This is a genomic window from Microbispora sitophila, from assembly GCF_014892245.1.
Classification (GTDB): Bacteria; Actinomycetota; Actinomycetes; order Streptosporangiales; family Streptosporangiaceae; genus Microbispora; species Microbispora siamensis.
In genome coordinates this window covers 223895-240915 of the sequence record NZ_JADBGC010000010.1, presented here as the reverse complement: position 1 = coordinate 240915, position 17021 = coordinate 223895, and the positions used below count along the sequence as shown (strand labels likewise).

Sequence of the window (17021 nt, the reverse complement as noted above, 5' to 3'; positions counted from 1 at the left end):
TGATTCGGTGGACAATGTGCTCAATCTTCGCCTCACGCAAGGGGAAATCGTTATGACGATTGACCACCTCGACGCCCGGCTCGTCGCCCTGCTGGCCGCCGAGCCCAGGATCGGCGTGCTCGAGTGCTCCCGAAGGCTGAATGTCGCCCGGGGAACGGTGCAGGCCCGGCTCGATCGCATGGCCGCGAAGGGGGTCATCACCGGCTACGGCCCGGAGATCGATCCGGCCGCGCTCGGTTTCGACGTGACGGCGTTCGTGACGTTGCACATCAGGCAGGTCGCGGGGCACGTGCCGGTGGCCGACCAGCTCGCGCTCATCCCCGAGGTCCTGGAGGTCCACACGATCACCGGCGGGGGAGACATGCTCTGCCGCGTGGTCGCCCGCAGCAACGCCGACCTCCAGCGTGTCATCGACCTGATCGTGGACGTGCAGGGCGTCGTACGGACCGAATCGGTGATCGCGCTCGACACGCCGGTGCCGTACCGGACCCTCCCGCTCGTCCGTGCGGCGGGGGGCTGACGCGGGTTTTCCACAGTGCCCTTGCGAGGGACAGGCTTTTCCACAGACGTCGCGGGAAGTGCCGGACCATCGATGGCCATCGTTTACCGTGGTTCCATCCGCCCAGCTCAGAGGGCACAAATGGGCGTAGCGGGGGTATCGGACTTATCGGGGGTCACAGCGTGGACAGCGCCGAGGAGGGCCCGATCGGGGAGGGCGCCGCGGATCCGCGGGCGCCACTCGGCGGCCCGAACGGGGGAGGAGGCGGGGACGGCAGCGCGCCGAAGCCTCGCCGGCGAAGACGGCTGCCGCGTGTCCTCCTCGTGAGCCTGGCCACCGGGATCCTGGGGCTTGTCGTGTTCCTCGCCGTGGTGTGGGCGCTGACCCCCATCCCGGACAGCACCCAGGAACTGGCGACGGCCCAGGGCTCGGTGATCTACTACCGGGACGGCAGGACGGTCCTCGCCACCGAGGGCGTCAACCGCAAGAACGTGCCGCTCACACAGGTCCCCCAGGTCGTCAGAAGCGCGGTCATCGCGGCGGAGAACCGGACGTTCTACCAGGACCAGGGCGTCTCCCTGTCCGGTACGGCCCGCGCCGTGTGGTCGACCGTCACCGGCCGTCAGCTCCAGGGCGGCTCGACGATCACCCAGCAGATGGTCCGCAACTACTACAGCGGCCTCGGTCAGGAACGCTCCATCGGGCGCAAGCTCAAGGAGATCATGATCGCGTTGAAGGTGGATCGTTCCAAGTCGAAAGACTGGGTGCTGGAGCGCTACCTCAACACCATTTACTTCGGCCGTGGGGCGTACGGCATCCAGGCCGCCGCGCGGGCCTACTTCGACAAGGACGTGCAGAACCTTACGGCCGCCGAGGGCGCCTACCTCGCCGCCGTGATCCAGCAGCCCACCCGGTTCGCCAACCCGACCGGGGACGCGCTCGACGCGGTGAGGGCCAGATGGACGTCGGTGATCCGGGGCATGCGCGAGACCGGCGCGATCACGCGTGAAGAGGCAGACGCACAGGTGTTCCCCACACTCGCCAAGCAGCGGGCGCCGCTGACCCTCGGCGGCCAGAACGGCTACATGCTGGCGCAGGTGCGCGCCGAGCTGAACCGGCTCGGCTACACCGACGAGGACATCAACCACGGCGGCCTGAAGGTCACCACGACGTTCGACAAGAAGCTGATGACGCAGGCCCAGCAGGCGGTCAAGTCGGTCCTGCCGGACGACACCCCCAAGAAGGTCCGCACCGGCCTGGCGGCCGTCGACCCCGAGACCGGCGAGGTCGTCGCCTTCTACGGCGGCCGTTACGAGACCAACCAGTACGACAACGCCTTCTCCGCCAAGGTCCAGGCCGGCTCGACCTTCAAGCCCTACACACTGGCCGCCGCGCTCGAAGCCGGATACGGGCTCGACACGCTGGTCTACGGCAACTCTCCGATCCGCATCGGCTCCGCCGACATCCCCAACTCCGGCGGCAGGTCGTACGGGCAGGCGATCACCCTGCTGCAGGCGACGCAGTTCTCGGTCAACACCGCCTTCGTGGACCTCGGACAGCGGATCGGCCTCGACAAGGTCGTCGCGGCGGCGCGGGCCGCCGGGATCCCCGCGGCGCAGCTCACCCCCCACCAGAGCGCCGCCACGTTGCCCCTCGGCGTGGCCTCGGTGAGCGCCGTGCAGCAGGCCTCCGGGTTCGCCACCTTCGCCGCTGGAGGCATCCACCATGAGCCGCACGTGATCCGGGCGGTCACCGACAGCACCGGACTCACCCGGAAGTTCGCCCCGCCAGGCACCCGGGCCTTCAGCGAGAACACCGCCGCCGATACGACGTACGCGCTGGAGCAGGTGGTGCGCGGCGGCACCGGCACCGCCGCGCGGCTGTGGGACCGCCCGGTGGCGGGCAAGACCGGCACCACCGACGAGTCGGCGGCCGTCTGGTTCTCCGGCTACGTCCCCCAGCTGGCCGTCGCGGTCGACATGTTCCGCGACGACAACAAGCCGGTGACCGTCCCCGGCTACGGGGAGTTGTACGGCGGCACGCTGCCCGCCGAGATCTGGAAGACCTTCATGAGCACCGCCATGGAGGGCAAGCCGGTCCGGGAGTTCCCCGACCCGGTCACGTGGAACCCCTACTACTGGGACACCTACGGCATGGCGATGCCGCAGCAGAGCGGGGCTCCCACGGCCTATCCGTCGGGACCGGCCGGGTCGCCCATGCCGTACGGGCCGGGTGACGGGACGACGGTGCCCGGCCCCGACATGCCCGGTGTGCCCGGTGGGCCCACAGGTGCGGACGAGGAGCAGCCGGGCGCGACCGGCCAGGACGGCGAGGCCGGCCCGAGAGGCGGTGCGAACGGCATCGGCGACGTGACCGGCCCGAATGGCCCGATCGGCACGGGCCGTGCCCGCGACACGGGTGCCGCGGACCCCGCCACCCGCGCCGCCACCGCGACGGGAACCACCAGATCCGACGCGGGCACCAGACGGTCCGGCCAGATCGACCAGGGCACGCGGCGAACCGGCCAGACGGGACAGACTGTTCAGAACGGGCAGTCGGGTCAGACTTCGCAGAACGGTCAGAGTGGCCCGGTCGCACAGATCCCCGGGCCGCAGCTCCCGGTCGCCCAGGTTCCCGCCCGCTGACGGCCCGGGGGCAGGCGACCACGCCTGAGGACGTCTCGGCCTTCCGCGTCTACCCTGCCGCTTCTATTGGGCGAGTTCGGCGCGCAGCTCCGCGGGGGTGGTGACCGGCGCCCGGCAGGTGAACCGCCGGCACACATAAGCCGCCGGCGAGCCGTCGACCATGCCCCGCCCCTCGAGCAGCGGCACCTCCATCGGCGCGGTGCCGGGTTGTCCCGTGCCCAGCGCGACGACCAGCCCCGGCGTGCCGGACATGAGGGCCGCCTTGTGGAGCGCGCGGGTGCGGGCGTCGTCGGCCGGGCCGACGATCGCCACCTCGGCGGGGCCGCGCAGCGCCGCCTCCGCCACCGCGAGACCCCATCCGGCGAACCGGGCGTACCGCTCCGCCAGCGCGGAGACCGTGCCCAGCGCCGCCTCGGCCGCCTCCCGGTGCCGGGCCGAACCGGTGAGCGCGGCGTACGACAGCAGCGCTCCCGCCGCCGCGAACTGCCCTGAGGGCGTCGCGTTGTCGGTCGGGTCCTGGGGCCGCTGGAACAGCCGCTCGCCGTCGTCGGGCGCGTCGTAGAACCCTCCCGACCCGTCGGGGAACCTCGTCAGCACGGTCTCCAGCAGGTCTCCGGCCCGCTGGAACCACCGGCTCTCGCCGGTGACGCCGTAGAGGGCGAGGAAGCCCTCGGCCGTGTTGGCGTAGTCCTCCAGCATGCCGGCGTTGGCCCCCGCCCGGCCGTCGCGGGAGGTCCGCAGCAGCCGGGCCGGGTCGCGGCTCACCGTGTGCAGGTCGTCGAGCAGCACGGCCGCCTCGCGTGCGGCCCCGATCAGGTCCGGCCGGTCGAAGAGCGCGCCCGCCTCGGCCAGGGCGGCGATCGCGAGCCCGTTCCAGGAGGCCACGACCTTGTCGTCCCGGCCGGGTCGTGGCCGCCGCTCCCGCGCGGCGCGCAGGGCCGTACGCACCCGGTCGAACCGGGCCGGGTCGTCGGGGTCGGCGAGAAGCTGGAGGACCGACGTGCCGTGCTCGAACGTGCCGGTCACCTCGAATACCGAGGCCGCCCAGGCTCCGTCGTCCTCCCCGAGGACCTCGCGGAGCTGTTCGGGGGTCCAGACGTAGAACAACCCCTCGCCGTGGGTGCCGTCCGGTCCCTCGCTGTCGGCGTCGAGGGCCGAGGCGAACGCGCCCTCGGGCGTGCGCATCTCCCGCAGCAGCCATTCGGCGGTCTCCAGGACCACCCGCCTGGCCAGGATCGAGCCGGTCGAGCGCCACCAGTGGGCGTAGACCCGCAGCAGCAGCGCGTTGTCGTAGAGCATCTTCTCGAAGTGCGGCACGACCCAGTCCGCGTCCACCGAGTAGCGGGCGAAGCCCCCGGCGAGCTGGTCGTACATGCCGCCCCTGGCCATCGCTTCCATGGTCGTCTCCGCCATGGCCATGGCCTCCCGGGTGCCGTGCCGCAGCAGGAACTCCAAGACCATGGACGGCGGGAACTTGGGCGCCCCGCCGAACCCGCCCCGCCGCTCGTCGAAGCTCTCCGCGAGGTTCCGTACGGCGAGGTCGAGGGTCTCGGCGGTGGGCAGCGGGCCTGAGGGCGCCCCGGTGCGCTCGGTGAGCGCCTCCACCACCTTCTCCCCTTGGGCCAGGACGCCCTCCCGGTCCTGCCGCCAGGCCTGCGAGACGGCGTGCAGCAGCCGCTGGAAGTGCGACCGGGGGAAGTAGGTGCCGGCGTAGAACGGGTGTCCGCCGGGGGTGGCGAAGACCGTCATCGGCCAGCCGCCCTGCCCGGTCATCGCCTGGACCGCGCCCATGTAGACGGCGTCCACGTCGGGCCGCTCCTCGCGGTCCACCTTGACGTTGACGAACAACTCGTTCATCAGCCGCGCGGTGGCCTCGTCCTCGAAGGACTCGTGTGCCATCACATGACACCAGTGGCACGCCGAATAGCCCACGCTGATCAGCAGGGGGACGTCACGCCCGCGCGCCTCCGCGAACGCCTCCTCGCCCCAGGGGAACCAGTCCACCGGGTTGTCCGCGTGTTGCAGGAGGTAGGGAGAGGTCTCGCCACCCAGCCGATTCATAAGGCCAGCCTCTCACACCGTCTGTTCTCCCGGGCGGGGCCTGGACACCGGGCGTGATCGGCTCGGACCGGCCGCTACCGACGCAGTTCCAGGGCGATGTGGGGGGACAGCGCGCGGAGGAAGTCGAGGGCGTCGAAGATCTCGCCGGCGGAGGCGACGCCGACGGTCCTGGTCCGTCCGGTGAGTACGCGGTCGACCGCTTCTACCGCGAGCGGCGCGGTGATGGCGTAGATGTCCTGGCCGCTCGCCACGGCGCGCCGCTCGCTGCCGCCGGAGCGCACGATGACGTCGACGAGGAAGGTCTGCGCGGACCGCCCGCGCTCGTCGACCGGAGCCGGCGTCGGCGTGTCCGGGTCCGACAGGTCCCTTGCCGCCTCGACGGTCATGTAGGTACGCACGTCGGGGATGGACAGGTGGCTGGGAATGGTGACGACGTCAGCCATCGTGAACTCCCCGATGACGGCCCGGGGCCCCATGGGGTCGGGGAAGGGCCACTCCAGGGTCGGCGCCTTGTCATCGCGATACTCCAGCCGGCCGTTCGCGTAACGGACGCGCCGGCCGCCCCGCCGCTGCCCGGAGATCACGCCAGAGGCACGTGTCCCGGCGGTGGGGTGCCAACTGTTCAGCCCGTACGCGACGTGTGCCTCGTCGGCCGTCGTCCAGTCACCCATCGCGGCGGTGGCCAGCAGGTCGCCGAAACCGCCGTAGAAGGCCATCGCAGGGACGATCACCGCTCCCGCTGCCCGGGCGCGGTCCGCGAAGTGCGTGAACGTGTCGACGTTGGCCTCGATCTCGGCCGCCAGATCCACGTACGGGATCCCGGCGCGCAGCGCCGCCTCGATCACGGGGGCGGCCGTCGCGGCGAAGGGCCCGGCACAGTTGACCACGGCCGCCGCGCCGGCCAGTGCGCGGTCGAGCGAGGCCGGGTCATTGACCGACGCCGGGCGGGCCTCCAGCCCGGACTCGGACGCCAGCGTCTTCAGCTTGCCGGCGTCGCGCCCGGACAGAACCGGAACGAACCCGCGATTCCGCAGCTGTGCCACCACAAAGCGCCCGGTGTGCCCGTACGCGCCGAACACCGCCACCGTGAGGCCCGATCCCATCGGTTCTCCTTCTACTCGAACGACCTGCTGCGATCTGTCGTGGACATCCTGACGAGGAGGGAGTGTTCGGCACGAGTGTCCGGAACGCCATGACCCGTACAATTTCGGACATGAGCACTGTCGCGCTGGCCGTCACCGACGGGATGCTGCACTTCGAGCTGTCGCTGGCGTACGAGGTCTTCGGGACCCATCCGACCGGCGCGGCCGACCCCTGGTACAGCTTCGTCGTCTGCGGGCCCGGCGCGGTGCGGGCCGGCCGGTTCCTGCTGGAGCCCGACCACGGCCTCGACCGGCTCCGGCACGCCGGCACCGTGATCGTCCCGGGTTGGGCCGACGTCGATGTCGATCCACCCGCCGGCCTGGTCGACGCGGTGCGCGCGGCCCACGAGGCAGGCGCACGCGTGGCCTCCCTCTGCACGGGCGCCTTCGTGCTGGCCGCCGCCGGCCTGCTGGACGGGAAGCGCGCGACCACGCACTGGGCGCACACCCGAGACCTGGCCGCCCGCTTCCCCCAGGTCGAAGTCGACCCGGACGTCCTGTACGTGGACAACGGCAGCGTGCTCACCTCCGCGGGCAAGGCCGCGGCCATGGATCTGTGCCTGCACCTCGTCCGCCTCGACCACGGCTCCTCGATCGCCAACACGGTCGCCCGCCGCCTGGTCGTGCCGCCGCACCGGGACGGCGGCCAGGCCCAGTTCGTCACCACCCCGGTGCCCGCCCCGGACAACCACCCGCTCGCCGAACTGTTCCCCTGGGTGATGGAACGGCTGGACCATCCGCTGACCGTGGAGGACCTGGCCCGCCAGGCGCGGATGAGCTCGCGCAATCTGGGCCGCCATTTCAGGTCGGTGACCGGCACCACCCCGCTGCAGTGGCTGCTGACTCAGCGGATCCGCCACGCCCAGGAGTTGCTGGAGACCACCGACGACAGCATCGACGCCATCGCGGCGGCCACCGGCATGGGCACCGCCACGACCCTGCGGCGGCACTTCAACCGCACGGTGGGCGTGCCTCCGGACACCTACCGCCGCACCTTCCGCTCCCGGACCCGCCCCGCGCCGGAGGGGCTGTCACGTCCGGAGGAACGCATGGGGGACCGCGGGGATGTTTTCCGGCCCGTCCCGGCGTAGGCTCACAGGACGTGGGCTTGGATCTGGACTTCGCTATCAGGCACTCGGGACGCCCGGCGGCCGCCATGACGCGGCGCGACGTCGCACGGGTGCTGCTGGCCGTGCCGTCCGGACAGGCCCTGGTCGCCCTTCCCGACCTGCGGCGGCAGTTGCTCGCGGCGGGCAACCCGCTGTCGCCCAAGTTCTGGGAATCGGCCAAAGCCGTGCTGATGAGCATCGAGTCCGGCGTGGCGACGGTCGGCGACGTGCAGCGCTGGCTGGAGTCCAGCGGGACCGAGCCGATCATGCTCACCCGTAGCTACTTCCTGTGGCCCGAGGAGAGCGAGCGCGGCCCGGTGGCCACCGAGATGTACGAGCGGCTGGTCGAGTTCCTGGAGGAGCGGCTGGCGGCCGGGGAGATCGACGCGGACGCGCTGGCCGCCGGGGATCTCGACGCCCGGCATGCCTATGAGGAGCTCCAGGAGCGCTGGCTCGGCACTCCGCTGCCGGACGGCCGGGTGCCCAACGTCGTGGTCAACGACGAACAGGACCAGGAGCTGTACGCCGCCTGGGACGAGGAGGAGGCGTTCGCGCTGAGCGAGCTGCGGCGGGTGCTCGACGACCTGCCGGAGCCGCCCTTCCCCGAGGGCGATCTCCGCTCGGCCGCCCGGCGGCTGCGCGTGACGCTGACGCGGCCCGGCTATCCGGGCAACGTGCTGCGCGCCTGCGCCGGGCTGGAGGACGGCGATCTGCCCGAACGGGACGAGGACCTGTGGCTCACCGTCGCCGCCGGGATCGCCGCGCCGATCTCCGACCTGCCGGACGAGGAGGACGCCGCCCGGTTCTTCGACATGGAGGGCGAGCTCAGCCACGAGGACTCGATACTGGCCTCGTTGTGCGCCATCCACCACGCCGACTGGCTCGCGTCGGTGATCGCCCTGGTCCGGTACGGCCCGGGGGTGCTCGCCTCGCCCGAGCGGATCGCCCGGTTCATCGCCGACTCCGAGGACGTCGACATGGACCCGGACGAGCCGGAGGACCTGGAGGCGACGGAGATGCTGTTCACGGCGGTGACGCCGCTGTGGGCGCACCTCGGCATCGTGGACCGGGCGGAGGTGCTGACCCCGCTGGGCTGGTGGGGCCTGCCCAAGGCGCTGGAGCGCGCCTGGTCCTCAGGCCCCGCGCTGCCCGACTGAAGCTGGCCGGCTGAGCTGCCCAACTGAGCTGCCCAACTGAGCTGGCCGGCTGAGGGGGGATCACCCGGGCGTGTCGACCAGGTCCCGGTAGTCGTCGTCCACCAGATCGCGGTATTCCGGATGCCGCTGGATGTACCAGGCCACGAACGAGCACAGCGGCACGACCCGGAGGCCGGCCGCCCGTGCTCCGTCGAGGGCCCCACCCACCAGCCTGCTGCCCAGCCCGCGGCCCTCGAACTCGTCGCGCACCTCGGTGTGCGGGAAGACCATCGAGCCGCCCCGCAGCCGGTACTGCGCGAACCCGGCGACCATCCCGTCGACGACGATCTCATAGCGCGACGCGGCGGGGTTGTCGACGACTTGAGCGGCCGCGCTCACGCCTCGGGCCCGTTCCCGCGCCGTTCGTCCTCGCGCTCGTCGTGCGGCACCTGGATCTTCCTCATCTGCTTGTTCATGTTCTTCAGAAGGAAGAACAGGGCCAAACCGATCGCGGCGACGACGAGGAAGCCCAGGAGACCCGGCCCGTAGCTGGTTGCATCCACGCCTTCAGCTTACGAGCAGGCAGGGGTGACCTCCGCGGCGATCCCCGCGAATAGGTCGTCCTCCGGCAATGTGGTGTCCACGAGCGACCGCGCGAGGTGGTAGTCCTCGGTCGGCCAGATCTCCTCCTGCAGCTCACGCGGGCAGACGAACCAGAACCCGTCCGGGTCCACCTGAGTGGCGTGCGCGAGCAGGGCGAGATCACGGACCTCGAAGTACTCGGCGCACGGAACCCTGGTCGTGACGTCCCACTTCTGCGGCCGGTCCTCCCACCGCGCGATCCAGTCGGCGTACGGCGAGCCCATGCCGCGCTCGGTCATGGCGTTGTGCAGCGCCTCGAACCGCTCCCGGGTGAAGCCCATGTGGTAGTAGAGCTTCAGCGGCTGCCACGGCTCACCCGTGCCGGGGTAGCGGTCGGGGTCGCCCGCCGCCTCGAACGCCTCCACGGAGACCCGGTTGGTCATGATGTGGTCCGGGTGCGGGTAGCCGCCGTTGTCGTCGTACGTGAGGATCACGTGCGGCCGGAACTCCCGGACGGCGGCCACGAGCGGCGCCGACGCCACCTCGAGCGGCTGCAGCCCGAAGCACCCCTCGGGCAGCGGCTCGTTCTCGTCCTCCGGCAGCCCGGAGTCGACGAAGCCGAGGAAACGCTGCTGGACGCCGAGGATCTCGCGCGCCTTCTCCATCTCCTGGCGGCGCACCTCGCCCATGTTCTCCAGGATGTCGGGCCGGTCCATCTTGGGGTTGAGGATCGAGCCGCGTTCACCACCCGTACATGTGACGACGAGCACCTCCACGCCCTCCGCGACGTAGCGGGCCATCGTGGCGGCGCCCTTGCTCGACTCGTCGTCTGGGTGCGCGTGCACGGCCATCAGCCTCAACGGTGCACTCACGTCTCTCCTCAGGTGTCCTATGGCTACGAAAAGAGGTTAGCTTCTAAGAGACCGTGTGTTCCGGACCCGGTATGGGCCGCGTCGCGGACACGGTCGACTTGTGCGGACGATCGTCTCGCACAACACCGACAATCCTCAGGGAGATTCCGCGATGCCCACCGATGAGGCCGGCGGCCAGGGGACGCGCCCGGTGCTCGGCACGCCGGACGAGTTCGCGCCCCGCCCGGCGCGGCCCGCCAGGCTGGTGCCGTACATCGTGATCGCGCTCATCGTGGCGGTCATGGCGGGCGGCTGGGGCTATGTCATGCTCCGCGCGAACGGGAACCCCTCGGTGAGCGCCGACGTGATCACCTTTGACGCGAGCGCCGCGGACTCCGCCGTCATCACCTTCACCGTGCACAAGCCCGCCGACCGGGCGGCGATGTGCCGGATCCAGGCACTCGACACCCAGCACCTGGAGGTCGGCAGCCGCGAGGTCGACATTCCCAAGGGCCGGTCGGACCTCGAGTTCACCGAGCGGCTGAGGACGAGTTCCCAGGCCACGGCAGTACATGTCGACTACTGCGATCTCGTATAGTGGAATCTTTGGGGAAGCGTTCGAAGGCGTTAACTTGACAGCCTTTCGAGTCACTTACGGAAACAAGGAGAGCCCGTGGCCGTCTCCCAGAACGACAACGTCACCTGGCTGACGCAAGAGGCGTACGACCGCCTCAAGGAGGAGTACGAGTACCTTTCGGGCCCGGGTCGCACGGACATCGCCAAGAAGATCGAAGCCGCCCGGGAAGAGGGTGACCTCAGGGAGAACGGTGGCTACCACGCCGCCAAGGACGAGCAGGGCAAGATGGAGGCCCGCATCTTCCACCTCCGGCAGATCCTGGACAACGCCAGGGTCGGTGAGGCTCCCCGCGCCGAGGGCGTCGTGGGTCCCGGCATGACCGTGACGGTCCGCTTCGACGGCGACGACGAGGAGGTCACCTTCCTGCTGGCCTCCCGCGAGGAGAGCGGCGCGCCCATCGACGTCTACTCGCCGAACTCCCCCCTCGGGTCCGCGATCAACGGCAAGAAGATCGGGGAAAAGGCGACGTACACGCTGCCCAACGGCAGGCAGAACACCGTAGAGATCCTCGAAGCCGTGCCGTACATCGGCAACTAGGTTCCACCCTTTTCGCCCCGGCCGGGAATTCCGGATTCGTTTGCGGTATTCCCGGCCGTGCGGCAGTCTCGTCGTGGACCGGACCATTAGCCGCGGGAGGGGTGAGATCGTGCTCGAACGCCGAGCGCGTCCGTCCACCCGTTTAGGCAGGAAGTTCGCGAGAGTCGTGTCCGAGGCTCGTCAGGATCTCGCCTACCGCCCCCGTCTGCCCCGCCCGGGGCGCCTGCGCAGGACGGTTCCCCTCATCGTCGTGGCGCTCGTCACCGTGCTGACGGCCGACGTGCTCGTGCTCCGGGATCTCCGGGCGGAGTCCGCGGACTCAGGTGTGGTCACGGCTCTTTCCGAGCGGCGTACGGGCAACGGCTACGTGGCGGCGGCCCGGCAGGCCCGCGACGTGTCGTCCCCGACGCCAGGGCGTCAGGCCCCCGTCGCCCAGACGGTGACGCAGCAGCCGGTGGCTCCGCTGCAGCGGCTGATCCGCCCGCACCTGTTCGTGGTGGCCAACCGGCCCCTTCCACCCGAGGTGGTGGAGAAGGTGCGCAAGGCGAAGGGCGTGACCGCCGCCGAGGTGACCGGCGCGGCCGACGTGGTGGTGGACGGCAAGCGGGTGCCGACGATGGGCGTCGACCCGTCCACCTTCCGGTCGTACACGCCGAAGGTGACGGCCTCCTCCGACGAGTTGTGGCGCAACGTCGCCGCCGGCGACATGGCGGTCTCCTTCGAACTCGGCAATGACGGCGGCGTGCAGCTCGGCTCGCAGGTCCACAGCGGCGTCAGGCGCCTGCGCATCGGCGCGTACGCCACGGTGGGCATGGGCTCGATCGCGGCGATCGTCTCGAAGGGGACGGCGGCGGCGCTCGGCATCCCGGACGGCAACGCCCTGGTCGTGAGCGCGCCGAAGGTCGACTCCCGCAAGCTCCGCCTCAGGCTGCTGAAGATCCTGCCCAAGGGCAGTCAGGTCGCCACGATCAACCCGGTGGTGGTGACGCCCAAGGGACGCACGGTGTGGCCGCAGACCGCGTTCATGTCCGCGGAGCAGCTCAGGGTCGCGCTCACGGCGGCCGTCAGCAAACTCGGCCGGCCGTACGTCTGGGGCGCGGAGGGGCCCGACAGCTTCGACTGCTCGGGGCTGGTGCAGTGGGCGTACGCGCAGGCGGGCGTGCGCATGCCGCGGGTGACGTACCAGCAGTGGGTCACCGGTCCGCAGGTGCCGCTGTCGCAGGCGCAGCCTGGCGACCTGCTGTTCTGGCGCAACGATCCGACCAACCCCGGCTACATCTCGCATGTCGCTATCTACTGGGGCAACGGGAAGATGCTGCACGCCCCGCACACCGGCGACGTCGTGAAGATCGCGAACGTCTACACCAAGAACCTCGCCGGGGTCGTCCGGGTCAGTCCGCAGCTCTCCGCCCGCGTCCGCTGACCGCGCCGGCGGCCAGGCCGTCCAGCACGACCGAGAACAGGTGATCGCGCCGCTCGGCGACGACCGGGCCCTGCTCGGCGATCCACCCGACGGCGCTGATCAGCGCGAACACGTCCATCCCGTCGGCGTCGGGGCGGATGTGGCCGTCGTCCTGGGCCCGTTTGACCAGGCGTCCGGCGGCCTCCCGCATGGCGGAGCACGACGCGTGCAGGGGAGAGTCCTCGTCGCTGATCGTCGTCATCATCGAAGCGGTCAGGCCGCGGTAGGCGCTCGCGCCGCGGAGGAACTCCCGCAGCCACTGCCGTAGCGCTTCGTGGGAGTCGCCCGCGCCCTCCAACTCTTCCGCGCGGGCCGCCAGGTTGTCGAACCGCTGCCGGAGCAACGCCTCCAGCAGGGCCTCTCTCGTGGGGAAGTGCCGGTAGAGCGTGCCCATGCCGACCTCGGCGCGCCGGGCGATGTCGCGCAGCGACGCCTGGGTCCCCTGCTCCTCCACCACAGTCCTGGCGACCTCCAGGATGCGCTCGTAGTTGCGCTGCGCGTCCGCGCGCTGTTGTCGGCCCGTCATGCGTCGATCCTTGCACTTGACATACGGAGCGGTGCTCCGCTTATTATCCGGAGCATCGCTCCGAATCGTAGTCGTCCAGGAGGATCGATGCCCACGATGAAGGCCGTCCGCATGCACAGGACCGGGGAACCCGGAGTTCTGGCGGTGGAGGAGGTCCCCCGCCCCGAGCCGGGAATCGGGGACGTGCTCGTCCAGGTCCACGCGGCAGGGCTGAACCCGCCCGACTGGTACGCCCGTAGAGGCTTCGCCAACATCCCGGAGGAACTGCGGCCCACGTTCCCCCTGCCGTACACGCCGGGTTCGGACATCTCCGGCATCGTCGCCGCCGTCGGCCCCGGCATCACCGAGTGGCAGGAGGGCGACGAGGTGTTCGGCCTCGTGCGCTTCCCCTCCGTGGAGCACGGGGGAAGGGGATACGCCGAGTACACCACCTCGCCCGCGTTCCACCTGGCCCGCAAGCCGGCCAACCTCAGCCACGTGGAGGCGGCCGCCGTGCCGATGGCGGGGCTCACCGCCTACCAGTACGTCTTCGATCACATCAAGCTCGGCGAGGGCCGCAGGGTGCTGGTCAACGGCGCCGCCGGCGGGGTCGGCCACTTCGCGGTGCAGCTCGCCAAGTCGCGGGGCGCGTACGTCATCGGGGTCGCCTCGGGGCGGCACGAGACGTTCCTGCGTGAGCTGGGGGTGGACGAGTTCGTCGACTACACGACCACCCGTGCGGAGGACGAGGTGCGGGACGTGGACGTGCTCATCGACACCGTGGGCGGGCCGGACGCCCATCGGTTCCTGCCGGTCCTGCGGCCCGGCGGCGTGATCAGCCCGGTCTTCTACGGCGAGTACCACCGGGAGCGCGCGGCCGGGCTGGGCATCACGTTCCGGTCAGGCCAGGTCCACTCGGACGGAAAGCAGATGGCCGAGCTGGGACGGTTGCTGGAGGAGGGCCGGCTGCGCGTCGGCCTGGACTCCGTCTTCCCGCTCGCCGAGGCCGCGGGGGCCCATGAACGGGCCGAGCGCGGCCACATCCAGGGGAAGATCGTCCTCCGGGTCGTGCCGGACCCGACGGACTAGCCGCCATACGCCGCCGACTGCCCACGTTCGCCTCATGATGCTGGCGTCGGCAGTCCTCTACATGGTGTTCAAGAGGAGGGGATGGCTGTGACCGTCGCCGTTCTCAGCGCTCTCTGGCCGTGATGGTCCGCCATTCGCCTTCCCACCCGGCCACGGCACGCCGCGCGGTCCACGCGCGGCATCTCGACCGCACGAGGTGGCCGGCGGTCCAGAGGCCGGCGGCCGCGGTCGGTCCCGCGAGCAGAGCGACCACGACGACCATGGTGGTCGGTGAGGGGCCGGGGGCCGGCTCCTCGCCGGCGTCGACCCACAGGGGCAGCCGGTCCCCTGCCTGGTGCCCGGAGGTCGTCACCGTTCTGCCCGTGTGGGGACGGCCGTCCCGGCCGATCCAGACGACCTCCACCACGGCGGCGGGCAGAGGAGCGGACCGGGCCGCGGCGACGGGGGTCCGTAGCACCCGTACGACTTGGGCGGTCACCCGCCGGTGGCCGTCGGTGTAGGCGTCCGCGTCGCGGGTCAGGAGCGCGCTCACGATCGCGCTGGTCGCGCAGGCGACGATCATCAGGAGCGCGGCCGTCAGGACGCGCCCCGTCGACGAGACGTGCACGATCTTCCCCACGAGTTCTCAGAGGCCGACGTCACGGCGCAGCAGGTCGTCGAGGCCCTCGCGGCGGATGACGAGGCGGGCCTTGCCCCGGCTCACGGCGACGACTGGTGGGCGCCCGTTCATGTTGTACGTCGAGGCCATCGAGTGGTTGTAGGCGCCGGTGGCGGCGACGGCGAGCACGTCTCCGGGGCGGATGTCGGCAGGGAGCGCGGCGGCCTCGGCCAGCGTGTCCCCGCTTTCGCAGTGGTGGCCGACCACGGTGAAGTCGCGCTCGCCCCCGTGCGTCGCCCGGCCGATCATGCGCATCTCGTACCGCGAGCCGTACATCGCGGGCCGGGGGTTGTCGCTCATGCCTCCGTCGACCGCGACGTACGTGCGGCGCAGCCCCTTCTTGATGGTGATCACCCGGTAGAGCGTCACGCCGGCGGGCCCCGCGATGGCCCGTCCGGGTTCGACGGTCAGCCGCGGCACCGGCAGGCCGATGCCGGCACAACGCCTCTCGACGGTCGCGGCCAACGAGCTGAGCTGGAGGGGAGCCAGGCCGCTCTGCCCGCTCGTGTACGCGATCGCGTGGCCGCCGCCGAGGTCGAGCTGGGGCAGCGTCACTCCGTGCGCGTCGCGAATCCGCGCGAGCTGCTCCACCAGCACCCGCGCGCTCTGCTCGTACGGCTCGGCGACGGTGATCTGGGATCCCAGGTGGCAGTGCAGGCCGACCAGCTCCAGGCGCGGCTGGCGGAGGATCCGGTTCACCGCCTCCCTCGCCACACCGGCGGCGATCGACAGCCCGAACTTGTGGTCCTCCCCGCCCGTGCGGATGGCGGGGTGCGCCCCGGCTTCGATGTCGGGAATCACCCGCACCAGCACCTTCTGCCGCATCCCCGCGGGGACGAGCGCGGCGAGGCGGTTGATCTCGGTGAGGTCGTCGACGACGATGCGGCCGACGCGCTCGTCCACCGCGGCGCGCAACTCCGCCGGGGTCTTGGCGTTGCCGTGGAAGATGATCTTGTCCGCCGGGAAGCCGGCAGCCCTCGCCACGGCGAGCTCACCGGCCGAGCACACGTCGAGGGCGAGCCCCTCGGACCGGATCCAGGCGGCCATGGCCCGGCACCAGAACGCCTTGGCGGCGTACGCCACCTCGGCCCGGGGCAGCGCGGCGCGGTAGGCACGGCAGCGCAGACGCACGTCCGCCTCGTCCATGACGTACGCCGGGGTGCCGAAGCGCCGGGCCACCTTCATCAGGTCGACGCCGCCGACCTCCGCATGCCCGTCGGCGCCGAAGCGCGCGCCGGCCGGCCAGGGGCCGTCGGCCGTCTCCGTCGTAGGCGAAGGTGTGATCAGCAGGCTCATTTCGTTCTCTTCTCCGCCAGGAGCGCCTGGCCGAGTCCGGTGACCGTACGGGTCACGATCTGGGTGCAGGTGGTGTCGGCGCCCGCCTCGCGGAGCGCCGCCACCGCCAGTTCGAGGTCGTCCATGCTCCGGCAGGCCACCCGTACCTCGACGTCGGCGTCGCCGAGCAGGACCAGCGCGCTCAACACCGCGGGCATCTCACGCAGCCGCCGCTCGTAGAGCCCGCACGTCACGTCGTGGCGCAGCCGGACGCGTACGACTGCTTGGATCGGGCGGCCGAACGCCGCTGGGTCCACCTCGACGCGGACGGCGGCCAGCGCTCCGCTGTCGCGCAGCCTGCGCAACCGGACGGAGACCGTGCTGTCGCCGAGCGCGAGGTCGCGGGCGAGGGCCCGCACCGGAGCACGGCCGTCCCGCGCAAGCGCCTGGAGCAGCGACCGGTCGACATCGTCGAGAGATCTCACCGCACACCGCCTCCTGAACGGCCCTGTCGTGCTGAACGGGCAAACAGCCCGGAAATAGGACACACGACACGCTAAGCACGGGCCAGTCCATAGGTGGGCGATCCTGACGCGATCCCTACGGCGGCCCCGCCGAATCTGACGCCCGATTGACGTGCACCACACTCAGCACTGTCCCCGGCGGCGTCGACCAGGGGACCTCGGCTGCTTGCGTGGGGAGCGGACGTGCGGTCGGCCGATTGCCCAAGGAGGGCGGACGCTTCACCGCCCTCGACGCGGGAACCCGCCCTCGAACCCTCGGGACCAGGAGCACCCGTCGTCACGTTCTGTGATCGAACAACTTCCGCTCTT

Annotated in this window: 17 protein-coding genes; 8 read left to right on the top strand and 9 right to left on the bottom strand. The window is 71.0% G+C overall.

Going from position 1 to position 17021, the window contains the following annotated elements; all coding sequences use genetic code 11:
* The first annotated feature begins 52 nt into the window (after nt 1-52).
* The gene (locus IL992_RS20380; RefSeq protein ID WP_193204940.1) at nt 53-520 is read left to right on the top strand and encodes an Lrp/AsnC family transcriptional regulator; all 468 of its coding nucleotides are present in this window, start codon (nt 53-55) and stop codon (nt 518-520) included.
* A gap of 302 nt (nt 521-822) precedes the next feature.
* The gene (locus tag IL992_RS20375) at nt 823-3144 is read left to right on the top strand and encodes a transglycosylase domain-containing protein (RefSeq protein WP_319018691.1); all 2322 of its coding nucleotides are present in this window, start codon (nt 823-825) and stop codon (nt 3142-3144) included.
* 63 nt (nt 3145-3207) lie between these two features.
* Here the strand turns inward: IL992_RS20375 and IL992_RS20370 are convergent, their stop codons facing one another.
* Both IL992_RS20370 and IL992_RS20365 read right to left on the bottom strand, forming a co-directional pair.
* A complete protein-coding gene (locus IL992_RS20370) occupies nt 3208-5205 on the bottom strand; it encodes a thioredoxin domain-containing protein (RefSeq protein WP_193204939.1) in 1998 nt (665 codons plus the stop codon).
* A 74-nt stretch (nt 5206-5279) separates the two neighbouring features.
* Nucleotides 5280-6308, bottom strand: a complete 1029-nt coding sequence (locus IL992_RS20365; RefSeq protein ID WP_193204938.1) for a saccharopine dehydrogenase family protein — start codon at nt 6306-6308, stop codon at nt 5280-5282.
* A gap of 110 nt (nt 6309-6418) precedes the next feature.
* Here IL992_RS20365 and IL992_RS20360 point away from each other — a divergent pair, with 110 nt between their 5' ends.
* Nucleotides 6419-7438 carry a helix-turn-helix domain-containing protein gene (locus IL992_RS20360; RefSeq protein WP_193204937.1) on the top strand — a complete coding sequence of 340 codons (1020 nt, stop codon included), beginning with the start codon at nt 6419-6421 and terminating at the stop codon, nt 7436-7438.
* Between the two features lie 11 nt (nt 7439-7449).
* Nucleotides 7450-8613, top strand: coding sequence for a hypothetical protein (locus IL992_RS20355; protein WP_319018690.1), 1164 nt, complete (start codon nt 7450-7452; stop codon nt 8611-8613).
* Nucleotides 8614-8673: 60 nt separating this feature from the next.
* On the opposite strand, the gene IL992_RS20350 is transcribed toward IL992_RS20355, so the two are convergent.
* The 3 genes from IL992_RS20350 to mca are packed head-to-tail and all read right to left on the bottom strand — an operon-like array spanning nt 8674 to nt 10046.
* On the bottom strand, nt 8674-8991 hold the full coding sequence (locus IL992_RS20350) for a GNAT family N-acetyltransferase (protein ID WP_193204936.1): 318 nt from the start codon (nt 8989-8991) through the stop codon (nt 8674-8676).
* Nucleotides 8988-9155 carry a hypothetical protein gene (locus tag IL992_RS20345; RefSeq protein WP_179155211.1) on the bottom strand — a complete coding sequence of 56 codons (168 nt, stop codon included), beginning with the start codon at nt 9153-9155 and terminating at the stop codon, nt 8988-8990. Before IL992_RS20345 ends, IL992_RS20350 begins: the two co-directional genes overlap by 4 nt.
* 9 nt (nt 9156-9164) lie before the next feature.
* On the bottom strand, nt 9165-10046 hold the full coding sequence (gene mca, locus IL992_RS20340; RefSeq protein ID WP_319018689.1) for a mycothiol conjugate amidase Mca: 882 nt from the start codon (nt 10044-10046) through the stop codon (nt 9165-9167).
* A gap of 151 nt (nt 10047-10197) precedes the next feature.
* On the opposite strand from mca, the gene IL992_RS20335 reads away from it, so the two are divergent.
* The 3 genes from IL992_RS20335 (at nt 10198) to IL992_RS20325 (ending at nt 12622) form a co-directional block, all read left to right on the top strand.
* On the top strand, nt 10198-10623 hold the full coding sequence (locus tag IL992_RS20335) for a DUF4307 domain-containing protein (protein WP_193204935.1): 426 nt from the start codon (nt 10198-10200) through the stop codon (nt 10621-10623).
* Nucleotides 10624-10698: 75 nt separating this feature from the next.
* Complete coding sequence (gene greA, locus IL992_RS20330) at nt 10699-11199, top strand: transcription elongation factor GreA (protein WP_079315666.1); 501 nt, start codon at nt 10699-10701, stop codon at nt 11197-11199.
* Between the two features lie 166 nt (nt 11200-11365).
* The gene (locus IL992_RS20325) at nt 11366-12622 is read left to right on the top strand and encodes a C40 family peptidase (RefSeq protein WP_319018688.1); all 1257 of its coding nucleotides are present in this window, start codon (nt 11366-11368) and stop codon (nt 12620-12622) included.
* Here the strand turns inward: IL992_RS20325 and IL992_RS20320 are convergent.
* Complete coding sequence (locus IL992_RS20320; RefSeq protein ID WP_193204933.1) at nt 12591-13187, bottom strand: TetR/AcrR family transcriptional regulator; 597 nt, start codon at nt 13185-13187, stop codon at nt 12591-12593. The two genes, IL992_RS20325 and IL992_RS20320, sit on opposite strands and share 32 nt — an antisense overlap.
* A gap of 87 nt (nt 13188-13274) precedes the next feature.
* Here IL992_RS20320 and IL992_RS20315 point away from each other — a divergent pair, with 87 nt between their 5' ends.
* Nucleotides 13275-14255 carry an NADP-dependent oxidoreductase gene (locus IL992_RS20315; protein WP_226873415.1) on the top strand — a complete coding sequence of 327 codons (981 nt, stop codon included), beginning with the start codon at nt 13275-13277 and terminating at the stop codon, nt 14253-14255.
* A 103-nt stretch (nt 14256-14358) separates the two neighbouring features.
* Here IL992_RS20315 and IL992_RS20310 read toward each other — a convergent pair whose 3' ends face one another.
* Genes IL992_RS20310 through IL992_RS20300 form a run of 3 tightly spaced genes read right to left on the bottom strand, consistent with a single transcriptional unit; the run spans nt 14359 to nt 16673 of the window.
* Nucleotides 14359-14874 (bottom strand): hypothetical protein, encoded by a 516-nt coding sequence (locus tag IL992_RS20310; protein ID WP_193204932.1) that lies wholly within the window; start codon nt 14872-14874, stop codon nt 14359-14361.
* 6 nt (nt 14875-14880) lie between these two features.
* Nucleotides 14881-16209, bottom strand: coding sequence for a diaminopimelate decarboxylase (gene lysA / locus IL992_RS20305; RefSeq protein WP_193204931.1), 1329 nt, complete (start codon nt 16207-16209; stop codon nt 14881-14883).
* A complete protein-coding gene (locus IL992_RS20300; RefSeq protein ID WP_193204930.1) occupies nt 16206-16673 on the bottom strand; it encodes an Lrp/AsnC family transcriptional regulator in 468 nt (155 codons plus the stop codon). The genes lysA and IL992_RS20300 overlap by 4 nt, the downstream gene beginning before the upstream one ends.
* Between the last annotated feature and the right edge of the window lie 348 nt (nt 16674-17021).